The following is a 16024-nucleotide window of genomic DNA, read 5'->3' on the forward strand; positions in this document are numbered from 1 at the left end:
CCCTTTTTTTAATTCTTTGACTTATTCGAATATTTGATTCACAAAAAAATTCGATAACATTTTGGATGCTATCGAATTTTTTGAACTAAATTGTCTTTAAAAACTTTATCTTTTTAAAATTATTTCCAATCTGGCATTGATGCATTCTGGAATAATGTTGTCCTTGTTGAGTTATCACCCACATTGGCGGTCTGAATATTTTTGGCAGACAAACCATCATTGGATGTGTTGACAAATATTACCTGAGCTTCATTTGGTGAGAACTTGACATCTAAATCATTGAATCCGTTATCTTTTTGACTCTGTAATTCTGCCGCTGTATTGGTTGCCACGGTGTAAATGAATATTCTCGAATCCATTCTTCTGTAATCTGCGTTTTCAAATCCTGAAACATCATAGGTATATACAATTTTACTGTTATCAAGTGAAATATTAATACCGCTTGCCGCGCCTGTTACTCCGGAAAGTACCTGATACAAGAAATCTCCGGCCGCACTTATTACATAGATCTCGACATTATATCCATTGACATCGTTTACTTTTAACACCATCTGACTTCCGTCCTGACTCCAGTCGCATTCTGAGATAAACTTACCGCTTGGCGTTTTATACAACTGAATTAAGCCTGAACCATCAGCATTTATACGATAGAGTTTATCAAAATTAGGATAGATAATTTGCGCTCCGTTGGCACTCCAACAGTAATTAACGTGATCCATATTAAATCCGGCGATTGGTACAAAATTGGTTATTTTTCTAATATCTGTTCCGTCAGGATTCATACTGAAAATTTGATTTACAGAACCATCTGTACTGATATAAGCAATTCTGTTAATGCTTAAGTTTTTTCTGGGTCTGTAACTATTTACCTCAGCAGATGTCATTTGCAATTCGTTTCCTGCTTCATCGGCGGTAAAAATAACGTTATTGTTTTTTATTTTCTTAACGTACAAATACCTTGGATTTGGAAATGCCAGTGTTGAAAACGAATTGGTCACACTATTTGTTGGTTTATTTATACCATCGCTAACAGAAACCTGCCAATAATACTTGGTGCTGTAATTTAAACCTGAGATCGCCAATGTCGTTGTTTTGAGATCGGCATACGTTTTAACTTCATCTGTTGTGCCATTTTTTACAGTAACGGTATAAGTTAAAGGATCTGATTCCTGATCGGTCGCTGTCCAGGTTAAATTTAATGCTAAAGCTTGTCCTGTAGCATTATTTAAAGGTGCTGTTAATACCGGAATAGTTGGCGGTTTATTGTTTGCTGTTGAGACTTCTAACTCAAAAATAATCTGAGATGGCAGATCTTTTTCAACTGTTGCAGGTTGAAATCTGGCAATAAAACCATCTTTCTGAGCCTGAAAAGAATATTTTCCTACTGGTACTTTTTCGATTAAAAAATACCCGTCTTTATCTGAGAATACAGTACTGGAGGTAGGGCTCGACGAGATACGGGCATTTTCTATGGGCTCGTATGTTCGGGCATCAACTACTCTTCCTTTTACTGTTCCTGTTCCTGTTTCATCTACCTGCTCTTCACTACATGAAATTAAAAAAAGAAGGCACATCAAAATTTTTAATCCTATTTTCATTTGAGACATATTTTATATTGAATTTAATCCTCTGATTATTTTGAAAAACTGACGTTTTATTGACAGCCTCTTTATTTCTTTTTGTACTTATAGCCTTTAGGAAAATAATAGGTCATTCCTAATCCAAATCTCCAGTAAAAGTCATCCCTGACCCCTGCAATATTATAATCTATATTATCGGTAAAATTTACATTGTATTCGCCATACAATTTAACGCCAAACTGACTCGTGACGAGATATTCCAGACCTCCTCCAAACTGGACTTTACTGTGTACATTTTCAAATTTGGAATTAAATCCTACACCTGTCCCTCCAAAAATATAGGGCGTAAAAGTATCCTGTGGCAAAATCAAAAATTCGAGGTTCATATCTAAAGTGGTATACCCAAAATCATCTTGTCCTTTATTTCCGAGTTTAAAAACATTTGTTGAACCGCTAAGAGCAAATCCTGGTGTAAAAAAGAACTTGGCAGCTCCTCTGGCCATTGGCTCAGCAATTGGGCTTTTGTAATCACCCTGCATATAAGTTGCACCTCCAGTCAGTTCAATTCCAAAACGGGCTCGTCTTTCGCTTAAGTTTCTGTTATAAAGTTGTGCTAAATCTGCTTCACTTTTCTCTTTATCATATTCTGCGACATAAGCATCAACTTGATTTTGAGGGGCATTTACTTCCCAGAGTTTATCTTTGATTCCGTCTACGATAAGTCCTTCAACAGCTTTCTCAATTGCTTCTGTTACAGCCAACTGAATAGGCTCATTTCTTGTAAACCCGGTTTCAACTTCCAGAAGTCTGTTTAGATTTACATATCGGAATAAACTAGCGTCTACACTTTGCGACAGAATCGTTTTGGACACATATACAGTATTTAGAATTTTTCCGTTTGAAGTCGAAACTAATCTTAAATACACTGTTACTCTGTCTTGTCTGTAACGTGTAGAACCTCCGGCTCCAAAATATCTGGCTCCAAAACCTCCCGTAATAATATTGGTATCATAAGAAATAATTCCCCCTTCTAGTAAAACTCCGGCGAACAAAAGCGGAGTCAAAACCGTTTCGTTTGGTTCTGTTTTAGAGGCATATTCCTGACGTGTAGATCGAATGATATTTCGCTCGTTTAGTAAGTTTCCTAAATTTTCACGTTCAATGGGTACGAACCATTTGGAATCTTCTAAGGCTTTAATTAAAATTGAAGTTGCGCCTTGTGTTACAGCGGTACTAAATGTACTTCCCAATTCAGTAGCTTTATATTGCCCTGTCTGGTCTTTAAATTTGTACACACCAACCACAATTTGCTCTTTGGGTTTTGGCATTTCTACTAGTGCAGTCGTCGCAGGAGTATTTTCTCCAAATACTGCTTTCTGAACCCCAACTGGTTGATTGAAATAAGCTCCACATCCTGAGAAGAGGCAAGTTATTAGAAATAGAAAAAGGGGACTTTTATTCATAATTATTTATTTACAGTAAAACATGAACCTTACATTTTTAAATAGACAATCTAAAGATTTATTGTCCCGGAAGAATTACTTGTGTTTGCTCACCAGTCTCTATATCCAAAATATCAACCACTAATCCTAAATTAGAATTATAAATATCAACTGATAATGTTCCAAAAACATACGTTCCCGGAGACAATGTTCCTCCGCCGGTTCCAGTTCCTGTACCGGTTCCAGTTCCCGTACCTGATCCGGTTCCTGTACCTGAACCAAACTGATCATTAAATAACGAATTAGAAAGTCGGTTTAGCAACTGATTGTTCAAGTTACTTTTGAAACGTTCTAAATCTGTTGGTTGTTTAAAACCATTGTTGGTATCTTCTTTATAATCATTTTGTGCCTGTGCAGAACTAAGCAGCCAGGGATAATTAAAAGTGTCACCTCCAAAATTTGGATTGGCAGGTTTATACGCAAGATCTTGCGCTGTTGAAACTGCCGTAAAGCCAAATAAGCATACGAGTAAAGCTATAGTTTTCATATCTAAATTATTTTAATTCCTACGTTAAAGAGCAAACTTACTTACTGAAAAAATCATTTCTCAATATCAATATTGAGTGAGTATTTTATTCTGTTTTTCCAGATCTTTAAAATATTTAAAGGCTTTTGAAGCTGCAGAATCTGCCATATACTTCAAAAAATCTTCATCCGGACGAGAAATAAACTCCTCAACTATATCGCTGTCTACCAGAATTGTAATTTTGGTCGTTCTGCCAAAAGTCAATTCTTCCTGAACTGTAACAATTTTTGTGGTATGTATTTTTAGTTTTGAATATTGCGCATAGAACATGTCGTAATAATCATTTCCTAATTTTGTTTTGGTATCGTTAGCTACAATACCTACCATTTCGATTCCATCAACAGGAACAGATTTTCCTGTATCTTTTTCGATATCTTCTCCAAAAACAACTCTGTCTTTACCAATTATAGCATTGGCTTCGTCATAAATCAGTAATAATATGATAATCTCATCTTCTTTTGTAAAGTTGACTTGTGTTTTAGAAAGTTCAACTTTTTGAATAGGTTCTAATGTTACCCTTCCGTCCTGAGCATTATTTGATTTATTTGAATTGGTTTTGTTTTTCTTGAATACAGTTAATTTGTACGATATATTTTTAAACTCTGATTTTAAATTCTCAACAGTTCCGGTAATGGCCAGTAAATTTTCAATCTCTTTTACTTCAATTTTTGCTTTTACTTCTTTGTAAACTGCCTGTGAAAATGCAGCTTCAGAAAAAAAAATAGCTAAAACAACAATCAGTATGTTTAAATATCTTTTCATGATACTAGCGATTGAATACGTAAATTGTCCCCGAGTTTCCTGTTTGATTAATTATTAAATCTTTTGATATTGAATTTGAACCGGAACTAATGACCGATAAATTATTGCCGTCCTGATTAATTGACATTGAAGCGACTCCTCTGGTATACATCGAATAATCACTTATATAATTGTTGTTGCCTGTTTGCGTGTAGGATTCATTAATTTCCTCAGCTTTTTTGTAGATATCCATGTAATTATTATTACCGGTTTGCTGAGCAGTTACATAAGCGTTGTTGCTTATTATGGTTAAATTGGCTTGATTGTAGTTTCCAATTTGAGTTACAGTAACAATATTTCTACTTTTAAGATATTGATTTACTGTTTGATTTTGATTGTTTATTTCATTCATTTTTAAAACATAGTCACTCATATTCATCTCAATTGACTGAGAGAATATAACTCCGCTGATTAGACAGGAAATAAAAGTGGCTAAAAGTTTCATAATCTTTAATGATAAAAAAAAGGAAGAACTTAATATATTAGGCTCTTCCTTTTCTTGGTTTATTTTTTAGTTAGATTGGATCACAAGACTTCCGTTAAGGAATCCAGTTTGTGTAACTGTACTGATGTGATCATTTCCAAATTGTGCAGTAGCGGCAAAGTTACCAGCTCCATATTGCTCAATGCTGGAATTGTTATCCCAACCTGCCTGGAAAGTAATTGCATTGTTGAACAATCCATATTGTTCAGTATTTGCAATATTATCATCTCCTAACTGAATGGTAGTTGAGTTATTAGCCCAGCCTAATTGGAAAGTATTAGAATAATTTCCATTACCTAATTGAAATACATCAGAGTCATTATCTATCCCGAATTGAGTTACATAAGCTTGATTTCCAATCCAGAATCCTTGAAAGATGTTTGAATTATTGCTATCTCCTACTTGTGTTACAACTGCAAGATTTCCTGCTCCTAATTGAAGGATTTGAGATTCATTGTCTTCTCCATATTGCCCAACAATAGCAACATTTAAAATACCGATCTGATCAACGTCTGAATGGTTTTCTTCTCCAACCTGAACAACCAAAGCTCCATTTAACAGGCCTAATTGGTCAACATCACTTACATTGCCTTGAGCAAAGGCTACTCCTGCAAACAGCATCGCGGAGATGCTTAAAATTACTTTTTTCATAATAAATATATTTAATTGGTTATTAATACAAATTATTATGTAGGCTGTGCAATTTGGGAGAAAAAATTTGGGTCTTTAGAACGTGAAAAAGAAAAATAAAAACTTGCTTTTTTTCTTATTTCATACCCAAAATTAGAAAACTTCCAGAAAATCGAATCAGGTATAAATACGTATTTTACAAGATCTTAATGTCTTTTCGATGAAGTGTAAAACTATCTCGACCAACTACTGCATTTGTTTTTTTTGTTAGTAAGAAAAAGGCGACTTATTACAATTACTTTACATTAATCGCCAATCTGATGCTAAAAATGAATCTGCACAACAATTATTTTAACATAATCACAAAAAAAGCCTGTCTTTTTGAGACAGGCTTTAACAAATTATTTTCTTATGGTTATTTCGTAAACAATAATTCTCTGTATTTGGTCAATGTCCAACTTTCGTCGTCTACTAATAATTCTAATTTGTCACAGTGATTTCTAATGTCTTCAAAATAAGGTTTTACTTTGTTACAATATGCTTCAGCCATTTTTAGAGCATCGGTTAACTGATTTGCTTTCTTTCTTTCTTCAGTCATTGCCAATACTTTAGAATTTATTCCTTCGATATGACCAGAAATCTCTTTAATTAAAACGATTTGCTCTTTGGCAATAGTTTCGAATTCTTTTCCGAAAATTTCTTTTAATCCTTTAACGTTTTCAATCAAAGTATTTTGGTAACGAATTGCTGTTGGAATTACGTGGTTTCTTGCGATATCTCCTAAAACTCTTCCTTCAATCTGAATTTTCTTAGTGTATTCTTCTAATTCTATTTCATAACGAGCTTCGGCTTCAACATGATTTAAAATTCCCATTTCACTAAACAAATCCAAAGCTTGTTTTGACACTTTGGCCTTAATAGCTTCCGGAGTGGTTTTAAAATTACTTAAACCTCTTTTCTTTGCTTCTTTTTCCCAGGCTTCACTATATCCGTCACCTTCAAAAAGTATTTTCTTAGATTGCTTGATATATTCTCTTAAAACATTAAAAATCGCGTCGTCTTTTTTCATGTCTTTTGACTCGATCAAAGAATCAACTTCAATTTTAAAATCTTTTAATTGTTTTGCCACAATTGCATTTAAAGTTGTCATTGCATTTGAACAGTTTGCAGTTGAACCCACTGCTCTAAACTCAAATTTATTTCCTGTAAAGGCAAACGGCGAAGTTCTGTTTCTGTCTGTGTTATCTAAAAGTACATCCGGAATTTTACCAACAACATTTAGTTTTAGGTCTGTTTTTTCTTCAGGAGATAATTTTCCTGTTGTAACGCTTTCTAATTCTGATAAAACTTTCGTTAACTGTGCTCCAATAAAAACCGAGATAATTGCCGGCGGCGCTTCATTTGCTCCTAACCTGTGATCGTTGCTTGCTGTTGCGATAGAAGCTCTAAGCAAAGTTTCGTAATCGTTAACCGCTTTTATTGTATTGATAAAGAAAGTCAAAAACTGTAAGTTGCTCATTGGTGTTTTACTAGGACTCAATAAGTTAACTCCGGTATCTGTAGCCAAAGACCAGTTATTATGTTTTCCTGAACCGTTTACTCCTTTAAATGGTTTTTCATGAAATAATACTTTAAAATCATGACGTTCTGCAACTCTCTGCATTACATCCATTAATAAAGAGTTATGGTCCACAGCCAAGTTTGTCTCTTCAAAAATAGGTGCCAGCTCAAACTGATTTGGTGCAACTTCATTATGACGTGTTTTTACAGGAATTCCCAAAAGCATACATTCCTGTTCTAAATCTCTCATATAAGTAAGAGCACGAGTCGGGATAGATCCAAAATAATGATCGTCTAGTTGTTGTCCTTTAGCAGAAGTATGTCCTAATAAAGTTCTTCCCGTCATCATTAAATCCGGACGTGAATTTGCCAAAGCTTTATCTATAAGGAAATATTCCTGCTCCCATCCTAAAGTTGCAGTTACTTTTTTTACATTTTTATCAAAGTACTTACAAACTTCTGTCGCCGCTTCATCAATTGCAGATAATGCTCTTAATAAAGGTATTTTATTATCTAATGCTTCACCGGTATAAGCAATGAATACAGTTGGAATACATAATGTTGTTCCGTAAATAAATGCCGGTGATGTTGGATCCCAGGCAGTATAACCTCTGGCTTCAAAAGTGTTTCTGATTCCTCCATTCGGAAAACTTGATGCATCTGGTTCTTGTTGTACCAATTGCGCTCCACCGAATTTCTCTACCGGATCGCTTCCATCATAAGACGTTTCGAAAAAAGCATCATGTTTTTCTGCAGTTGTTCCTGTAAGTGGCTGAAACCAGTGCGTGTAATGTGTAACACCTTTGGCTAGAGCCCATTCTTTCATTCCCATGGCAATATAATCTGCCAGTTTTCTTTCTATTTTAGTTCCATGCTGAATGGCATCTCTTACTCCTTTTAATGCATCTGAAGTTAAATACTGCTTCATCGCTTTTTCGTTAAACACATTCGATCCGAAAATATTTGATTTTCGGTCAATTTCTTCAAAATGTACCGGTTTTCTGTTAGAAGCTTGTTGCAAAGCCTGGAAACGTAATGTTGACATGGTATGTATATTTTAAATTCGTACTAATTTTAAATAGAAAAATGAGCAACAAATATAGACAATAAAAAAGCCTGTTCTGAATATAAATTACAGAAATTTAGTCAGTGATTTTTCAACATAAAGCGCTTTTTTCAAAGAATAATGAATTCAAAGTAAAGAAATATAACAAAACTGTGCGGTAATATTGATTAAATAAACATTTTTTCATAATTCCTTAACTCAGAAACTCAAAAAAGGCCCCTAATTATTACGAATTTATTTTTTTATGGCGAATAAAATTGCTTTTTTTAAAATATACCCCTCTCAAAATTGCGCTTCTCAAAAAAATTATACTTCACCAAACAAAATAGCCCCCTAATTTTTAGGACTAAAAAAATAAATCTATATTTGACCCAACGAAAAAAACAAAAAAATTAATTTATATTATTATGGCTAAAATTAAGTTAGAGTACATTTGGTTAGATGGATATGAACCAACTCAAAATCTTAGAAGTAAAACTAAAGTTGAAGAGCACGAAAATTTCAAAGGAACATTAGAAGAGCTTGGAAACTGGTCATTTGATGGTTCATCTACTAAACAAGCTGAAGGTGGTTCTTCTGACTGTCTTTTAGTTCCTGTTGCAATTTATCCGGATCCAACTCGTATCAATGGATGGTTGGTAATGTCTGAAGTTATGTATGCTGACGGAACTCCACACCCTTCTAATGGTAGAGCTACAATTGATGATGATAATGATGATTTTTGGTTTGGTTTCGAACAAGAGTATTTTATCATGGATACTAAAACTCAACTTCCACTTGGTTTCCCAGTTGGAGGATACCCTGCTCCACAAGGGATGTACTACTGTTCTGTAGGTGGAAAAAATACACACGGAAGAAAATTAGTTGAAGAGCATGCTGATTTATGTATCGCTGCAGGAATCAACTTTGAAGGAATCAACCAGGAGGTTGCTTGCGGACAATGGGAATTCCAATTATTTGCTAAAGGTGCTAAAAAAGCCGGAGACGAAATCTGGGTTGCTCGTTACCTATTAGATCGTTTGACTGAAAAATATGGTTACTATATTGAATATCACCCAAAACCTCTGGGAGATACAGACTGGAATGGTTCTGGTATGCATGCTAACTTCTCTAACGAAGTATTAAGAACATGTGGAGATCAGGCAACTTACGAAAGAATTTGTGAAGCTTTCCGTCCTGTTACTGCTGAGCATATCGCGGTTTACGGAGCTTACAATGACCAACGTTTAACTGGTAAGCACGAAACTGCTTCTATTCACGATTTCTCTTATGGAGTTTCAGACAGAGGATGTTCTATCAGAATTCCTTTGATGACTGTTCAAAAAGGATGGAAAGGATGGTTGGAAGACAGAAGACCAGCTTCAAACGGAGATCCATACAAAATTGCTGCAAGAATTATCAAAACTGTTAACTCAGCATTGTAATTTAAAGCTTAAAGTATATTCTAAAAGTGCTGACATAATGTTGGCACTTTTTTTATTTATGGGTCGAGAGCTTTTCGAATTCGCTCAATGTGACAGTCGCTTTACTTAGCAAAAAACACAATATCAATCCGAACGGATTAGGAATCTTTTTACATTTTACATCCAACAAAATTTACTTAATTTTAAAAATAAGTTTCTTATAATTAATTTTTAAGTTAAACTTCAAAACTTATCTTTGTAGATCATTTTAAACAAAACATTATGATAGTCTGGATTCTCTTTTTACTTGCTGTAGTTTTTATTCTCGCTTTAGACTTAGGCGTCTTTAACAAAACACCACACATCATTAGTACCAAAGAAGCCAGCAAATGGACCTTGATTTGGGTTACTCTGTCTTTTCTATTCTCCGGAGTTATTTATTGGCTATATACCACAGATTATATCGAAAACCCTGACGGTCTTAAACCTGCAGTAGCTTCTATGAAGTTTATTACAGGATATTTAATTGAATTATCCTTAAGTGTCGACAACATATTTGTAATCGCTATTATTTTTGCTTCATTCAAAATTCCGCAAAAATACCAGCACCGCGTTTTATTCTGGGGAATTTTAGGAGCCATTGTTTTCCGTGGTTTAATGATTTTCTTTGGTGTAATGTTAATCAATAAATTTACCTGGACCACTTATGTATTTGGTGCATTCTTAATTTTTACTGCTCTAAAAATGTTATTCTCTGGTGAAGACGAGGATTTTCATCCCAAAGATTCTTTCGTTTATAAAGCATTAGGAAAAATTATTCCAATTACATCAGAAACAGATGGAGAGAAATTTTTCATTAGCACAAAGACTGCAAAAAAAGCTGCTACTCCACTATTTGTTGCTTTGATTGTAATTGAAGTTATGGACGTTCTTTTTGCTGTAGACAGTGTTCCGGCAATTCTTGCTATTACCTCAGATCCGTTTTTAGTATTTAGTTCTAATATTTTTGCTATTCTGGGATTACGTTCTATGTATTTCTTCCTGGCAAATATGCTGGCTAAATTCAGTTATTTAGAATATAGTTTAGTTGCTATTTTAGCTTTTGTGGGATTAAAAATGCTGCTGCACGACTGGATCCATGTACCGGAGTGGGCTTCTTTAGGATTCATCGCTTTATCACTTTTAGTTGGTATTCTGGTTTCTCTTAAATTTGGACAAGAGAAAGTACTAACTGATTCTGATTCTCACGAGAAATAATCATTTCGAAATATATAAACATAAAAAAGGAAATCTCACGGTTTCCTTTTTTTTACATTTAACCCACAAAAGAAAGCTTAATCTTACAATTTAACATTAAAAAATAAGAATATACATTTATTTTAAATACATTTATCTCATTATAAACCATTTAAAAGCCTTTATTATGAGAAAAATTTCATCTTTTTTAATATTAATCTTTATCATCACGAGCTGCGATAATAAAGAAGAATTGACTTCAAATAATCAAACTCTTAATAATCCAACGCAAACTTACATCATCAATGGCGACATTAAATATGAGTCTGAAATTACTGATGGTTCAAAACCCAAAAAACCCATTTTAGTATATCACATTCCAAAAATAACAAACGATAGCGAAAAATTGACTGGTAAAACTTCAGAGCAATCTGTTATTTTAAATTTTATGGGCGGAATATCTGAAACGACAAATAGCGGCTGCACAATTGATGTTTATTCAGAATATTTAGAAAACCACTACACAACCGATAAAGGCGTTTATGGTCACAATCCCTTTCCTCTTTACCCTCGTACGAATGAATATTTAATTAGAGGCTATGGAAAACCACATCAAAACTTTTATTACAATGCTTTAGTTATGAATGCAAGTAATAAAGGCATTAAACGTACAGTATCCAGAAATAACATACCCGTAAATGATAATTCATCTAAAATTTCAGCCATATCCATTGAATACCCATTTAAAGCAAATATTACTTATGAAATTTCACTCAAAACATTTTTCAATGATAATAGAAAAATGATTGATAACATTCAAAGTAATGGTTTCCCAATATTAAGTGCTTCATTGGAAGATACAGGCATTTTATTTGGAGGCATAACTTCATGCGAAAACGATCTAAAATACAGTGCTACCAATCAGAATTATATGAGATCATATACACTAGAAGACAATATGGCAAAGGAGAGGATTATTACTTATAAATTTTCCCCTACAGAAGTTAAAAATGCTCTTTCAATTATGCTATTACCTACACGTGGAGAACGTGGTACAGATCAAAAAATCCCAACCAGTGATTATACAATGGTATTACTAACAGTAACAATAATTGAAAAACCATTTGATCCTTCTATCAATGTTATCCGAAATGGCGGTCGTCGATAAAAAAAAAGGAAATCCTAAGATTTCCTTTTTTATGTTTATTGATTATTAAATCAATTTTATTTCAGAATTTTTACATTACTGTCGTCTATGTTGTATTTCTTGATAACTTCATTGTAATCTGAATAATCAGGTTTATTAACAGATTTTCCTGTTGTTGAAGAAAAAGCACCTGGAACAATTACAATTCTAAAAGTTTGATTTTTTATAAACTCAGGAGTTAAATTTAAGTCATAACTACCACCTGCATAAATTGTAAAATCTGTTTTACTAAAATCAAAATCATAATCAAAATCACCTTTTGACGTGTACACTGTTCTAGGAATTTGCTGCCAAATTGGAGTTGTAGGATTAATAGTTCCTATCAATCTATAAATCAACACCACATCAGAATCAAAAATATTTGGAGTTAACTTTCTATAAATATTAAAACCATCTGTGGCATTATAATCAAAATTTACGTTTTGAAGTTCAAAAACTTCAGCTATTACTGCATCTTGTCCCGGAGGCCCTGGAACTCCCGGAGGTCCTTCTGGTCCTTCACAACTAGAAAATGCGATTAATCCAACAACCGCAAAAAGGGTAAGTATCTTTTTCATAATATTTGTTTTTAAGATTTATAAAGGTAATCCAAAAACCAAACCAAAAATTCTGTTAAACTGGTTTTTGATTAAATTTTCTAGTTATTTTTTTGCAACAATCTGATTTTTAAGCAATATTTTATTAAAAAATAACACATGATATGGCAGTGAATTTTCCCAGTAATCCCATGTATGAGCGCCAGGGCGTTCTGTATAATCGTGTTCAACCTTATTGTATACTAATCTACGATGTAATTCTCTGTTTGGTTCTATTAAAAAATCGTCAACACCGCAATCCATAATCAACGGCAATTTGTTTGCTTTTATTCTATCAAGCATGTTGATTACAGCATATTGCTCGTACATTTCAGAACTTCCGCTTTTGTCTCCAAAAACAGGTTGCATTAATTTTACCACTTGTGCCGAATTATCACGATTGAGCATTACACTCATATCTACTGCTCCACTCATACTTCCTGCCGCACAAAACAAATCAGGATGTTTGGCAGATAAATACAATGCACCATGTCCCCCCATAGAAAGTCCGGTTATAACTCTCCCAGTTTTATTATTGATTGTTCGGTATGTTTTATCAACTTTTTCAACTACTTCCTTGGTGATAAAAGTCTCAAACTGACTTTCTTTATTTACCGGACTGTCCAGATAAAAACTAAAAGTCTCTCCTTCCGGCATTACAATAATTAAATTATACTGATCTGATAAGGTCTGAACTAATTTTTTGTTGGGTGTGTTTTTTAGCCAGTCACTAAAATGTCCATAAGCACCATGCAATAAATACATGACCGGAAATTTAGATTTGCTTTTAGCATAAGAATTAGGCAAAACGACCGCGGCTTTATAGGTTTTACCCATAGCGGTACTGGCAACTTGTAACGTATCTACTTTTGCAGCATATGTCCAAGTGGACATGCAAATCAAAAAAGCAGAAATAAGCATTTTTAGTTTTTTCATTTTATTTTTTTTCTGATTAGGGAATGTAAATATAACTTTTTCAAAATAAAATATATGAAAAATCCGACCAGCTTTTTCTAATCGGAATTGTTTTTCAGATTGAACTGATTGTTATTGTTGCGGCACATTTTCCGCCACGAATTCACGAATTTTATTAGCCGAAATCGTGAATTCGTGGCGAAAAAAAATCCTTATAATCAGTGTAATCTGTGGCCTGTTTTTTTTGCCACTGATTAAAAGGATTGAATAGATTATTATTACTGCATAAATTGTTTGACACGAATTACACCAATTAGCACGAATTAAAATTAGTGGAAATTCGTGTAATTCGTGGCGAAAAAACAGGCCACTGATTAAATGGATTATTACTGCTTCGCAAAATGGTTGCCACCAATTACACCAATTAACACGAATTAAAATTAGTGGAGATTCGTATAATTCGTGGCGAAAAAAAATCCTTATAATCAGTGTAATCTGTGGCCTGTTTTTTTTGCCACTGATTAAAAGAATTGAATGGATATTATTACTGCATAAATTGTTTGACACGAATTACACCAATTAATACGAATTAAAATTAGTGGAGATTCGTGTAATTTGTGGCGGAAAAACAGGCCACTGATTAAAAGGATTTAATAGATTAATTATTGTTGTGTAAATTGGTTGCCACGAATTACACCAATTTGCACGAATTAAAATTAGTGGAAATTCGTGTAATTCGTGGCGAAAAAAAATCCGTGTAATCCGTGTAATCTGTGGCAAAAAAAATATATCTAACCTACGTACATCAACAACAATCAGGAGCTACAAACAATATTAGCTGATAATAATTTTATGTTCCAGACGATATTGCGAAGCGCTTTTCCCAGTATATTGTTTAAAGGATTTACTAAAGTGACTGAAGTTATTAAAACCGCTTTCGTAGCAAACTTCATTAATACTTATTTGTTTTTCGGCCAAAAGTTTTGACGCGTGCACCAAACGATATTCATTTACAAACTCAGTAAAGGTTTTGTTTGAAATTTTCTTAAAATAACGGCAAAAAGACGGTGTAGTCATACTAACCAGACTCGACACTTCGTCTATAGCAATAGACTCCTGAAAATGATCTTTAACAAAATTAAAAACCACATTCATACGATCGCTATCCTGCGTTTGTAATTCCAAAGAAAATCCATCGGCATTTAAAACCGTGTATTCCTCAGAAGAATCTAATTCGTCTAAAATACTCAAGAGTGTCAGCAAACGTTCAAACGGAAGCTGATGTTCCATCATTTCGATTTTTTTGCCAATATGTTTTTTAGTTTCCCCATTAAAAGCAATTCCGGCTTTAGACTGACTAAGAATACGCTGCACCTTTCTCATTTCTGGAGCAACAAAAAAATCATTGCCCAAAAATTCCGGTTTAATATGAATAACAGTTTCACCTTTATTCCCTGTTTGTTCGTTTGTAAAACCACAATGCGGCAAATTGGAACCTATTAAAATCAAATCTCCATTGGTATAATAAGAAACGTGACTTCCTATTTGCCTCTTACCCGCGCCTCCGTTTATATAAACCAACTCAATTTCTGGATGATAATGCCATAAATGGGCTTTACTATTGGTTTTTTCGGCATGTTTGGTGTAGGTAAAAGAACTTCCGTATGAGTTTGATATCACTTCAAGAGCTGGGGCAATTGTCTTCATGTTAATATCTTTAAAAAATAATAGCAAATTTAACAAAATCGCCTAAAATAATTCAAATTTTAACCTATAACGGTTTCGTAAATGAGAATTTTGCATAAAAAGCATCGTATACCTTTTTTAAATTATATCCAAAATGGACATTTTTTTAACAACTCATTTTTTTACCCCTGTTTTTTTTTGCATATCGTATTTTTAATAGTCCAATTATGCAAATATGTTATTTGTGTAAGAAAAATAGATTTTTTAACAAATTCAATTCTATACAAAACTTTAAAAAATAACAACCAAATTAACAAAAACACCTAAAATAATTTAAATTTTAACCTATAACGGTTTCGCAAATGAGAATACAGCATATAAATAAGAAAACTGAGTTGTACAAAAAAAGGAGTTATCAAAGTAATTTAGCATCAGAAAAATGAACTAAAAATTTAAACATACAGCATTATGAAAAAGATTTTAAAATTAAGTTTAGTATGTGCGGTGCTTTTATCAGGTTTAAGTACTTATGCAATAGATGGAGATAACTCTTTTAATTTTCACGTTTTAAAAACAAACGGAAAACAAATAACATTTGCAATGAATCAGGTACAAAAAGCAAGTATTAGTATTGTAGATAAGGATGGTAATTTAATTTATACTGAGAATGCTTCTGGTAAGGACGGTATCCTTAGAACTTTTAGCTTAGAAGAATTTCCACAAGGAACTTACTTCTTAGAAATTGAAGACAACTTTAAAAAAGCAAGACACGAAATTACGGTTTCTGGTCAAACGACAAATTTGTCAACAAGAGCGATCTCTACTATTAAATAAACAAATTGTTGCAATAAAA

14 protein-coding genes are annotated in these 16024 nt (G+C 33.4%); 4 read left to right on the forward strand and 10 right to left on the reverse strand.

The window, feature by feature from the left end:
• Nucleotides 1-119 precede the first annotated feature (119 nt).
• From OLM51_RS16310 to OLM51_RS16340, 7 genes are all read right to left on the reverse strand, one after another.
• Complete coding sequence (locus tag OLM51_RS16310; RefSeq protein WP_264551657.1) at nucleotides 120-1598, reverse strand: carboxypeptidase regulatory-like domain-containing protein; 1479 nt, start codon at nucleotides 1596-1598, stop codon at nucleotides 120-122.
• Between the two features lie 71 nt (nucleotides 1599-1669).
• The gene (locus OLM51_RS16315; RefSeq protein ID WP_264551658.1) at nucleotides 1670-3043 is read right to left on the reverse strand and encodes a CsgG/HfaB family protein; all 1374 of its coding nucleotides are present in this window, start codon (nucleotides 3041-3043) and stop codon (nucleotides 1670-1672) included.
• Nucleotides 3044-3101: 58 nt separating this feature from the next.
• On the reverse strand, nucleotides 3102-3569 hold the full coding sequence (locus tag OLM51_RS16320; protein WP_264551659.1) for a curli assembly protein CsgF: 468 nt from the start codon (nucleotides 3567-3569) through the stop codon (nucleotides 3102-3104).
• A gap of 66 nt (nucleotides 3570-3635) precedes the next feature.
• The gene (locus tag OLM51_RS16325) at nucleotides 3636-4370 is read right to left on the reverse strand and encodes a CsgE family curli-type amyloid fiber assembly protein (RefSeq protein ID WP_264551660.1); all 735 of its coding nucleotides are present in this window, start codon (nucleotides 4368-4370) and stop codon (nucleotides 3636-3638) included.
• 4 nt (nucleotides 4371-4374) lie between these two features.
• Nucleotides 4375-4854 (reverse strand): hypothetical protein, encoded by a 480-nt coding sequence (locus OLM51_RS16330; protein WP_264551661.1) that lies wholly within the window; start codon nucleotides 4852-4854, stop codon nucleotides 4375-4377.
• Between the two features lie 66 nt (nucleotides 4855-4920).
• Nucleotides 4921-5544, reverse strand: a complete 624-nt coding sequence (locus OLM51_RS16335; RefSeq protein ID WP_264551662.1) for a hypothetical protein — start codon at nucleotides 5542-5544, stop codon at nucleotides 4921-4923.
• Nucleotides 5545-5938: 394 nt separating this feature from the next.
• Nucleotides 5939-8128 carry a glutamine synthetase III gene (locus OLM51_RS16340; protein WP_264551663.1) on the reverse strand — a complete coding sequence of 730 codons (2190 nt, stop codon included), beginning with the start codon at nucleotides 8126-8128 and terminating at the stop codon, nucleotides 5939-5941.
• A 428-nt stretch (nucleotides 8129-8556) separates the two neighbouring features.
• On the opposite strand from OLM51_RS16340, the gene OLM51_RS16345 reads away from it, so the two are divergent.
• From OLM51_RS16345 to OLM51_RS16355, 3 genes are all read left to right on the forward strand, one after another.
• Nucleotides 8557-9573, forward strand: coding sequence for a glutamine synthetase beta-grasp domain-containing protein (locus OLM51_RS16345; protein ID WP_264551664.1), 1017 nt, complete (start codon nucleotides 8557-8559; stop codon nucleotides 9571-9573).
• A 261-nt stretch (nucleotides 9574-9834) separates the two neighbouring features.
• Nucleotides 9835-10809 (forward strand): TerC family protein, encoded by a 975-nt coding sequence (locus tag OLM51_RS16350; protein ID WP_264551665.1) that lies wholly within the window; start codon nucleotides 9835-9837, stop codon nucleotides 10807-10809.
• Between the two features lie 166 nt (nucleotides 10810-10975).
• Nucleotides 10976-11956 carry a hypothetical protein gene (locus tag OLM51_RS16355; RefSeq protein ID WP_264551666.1) on the forward strand — a complete coding sequence of 327 codons (981 nt, stop codon included), beginning with the start codon at nucleotides 10976-10978 and terminating at the stop codon, nucleotides 11954-11956.
• 56 nt (nucleotides 11957-12012) lie between these two features.
• On the opposite strand, the gene OLM51_RS16360 is transcribed toward OLM51_RS16355, so the two are convergent.
• The 3 genes from OLM51_RS16360 to OLM51_RS16370 all read right to left on the reverse strand — a co-directional run bounded on the left by OLM51_RS16360 (nucleotide 12013) and on the right by OLM51_RS16370 (nucleotide 15192).
• Nucleotides 12013-12552 carry a hypothetical protein gene (locus OLM51_RS16360; RefSeq protein WP_264551667.1) on the reverse strand — a complete coding sequence of 180 codons (540 nt, stop codon included), beginning with the start codon at nucleotides 12550-12552 and terminating at the stop codon, nucleotides 12013-12015.
• 84 nt (nucleotides 12553-12636) lie between these two features.
• Nucleotides 12637-13506, reverse strand: coding sequence for an alpha/beta hydrolase (locus OLM51_RS16365; protein WP_264551668.1), 870 nt, complete (start codon nucleotides 13504-13506; stop codon nucleotides 12637-12639).
• A gap of 813 nt (nucleotides 13507-14319) precedes the next feature.
• A complete protein-coding gene (locus OLM51_RS16370; protein ID WP_264551669.1) occupies nucleotides 14320-15192 on the reverse strand; it encodes an AraC family transcriptional regulator in 873 nt (290 codons plus the stop codon).
• Nucleotides 15193-15639: 447 nt separating this feature from the next.
• On the opposite strand from OLM51_RS16370, the gene OLM51_RS16375 reads away from it, so the two are divergent.
• Complete coding sequence (locus OLM51_RS16375) at nucleotides 15640-16005, forward strand: DUF3244 domain-containing protein (RefSeq protein WP_264551670.1); 366 nt, start codon at nucleotides 15640-15642, stop codon at nucleotides 16003-16005.
• Nucleotides 16006-16024 lie beyond the last annotated feature (19 nt).

It is taken from the genome of Flavobacterium sp. N2038 (genome assembly GCF_025947185.1).
Classification (GTDB): domain Bacteria; phylum Bacteroidota; class Bacteroidia; order Flavobacteriales; family Flavobacteriaceae; genus Flavobacterium.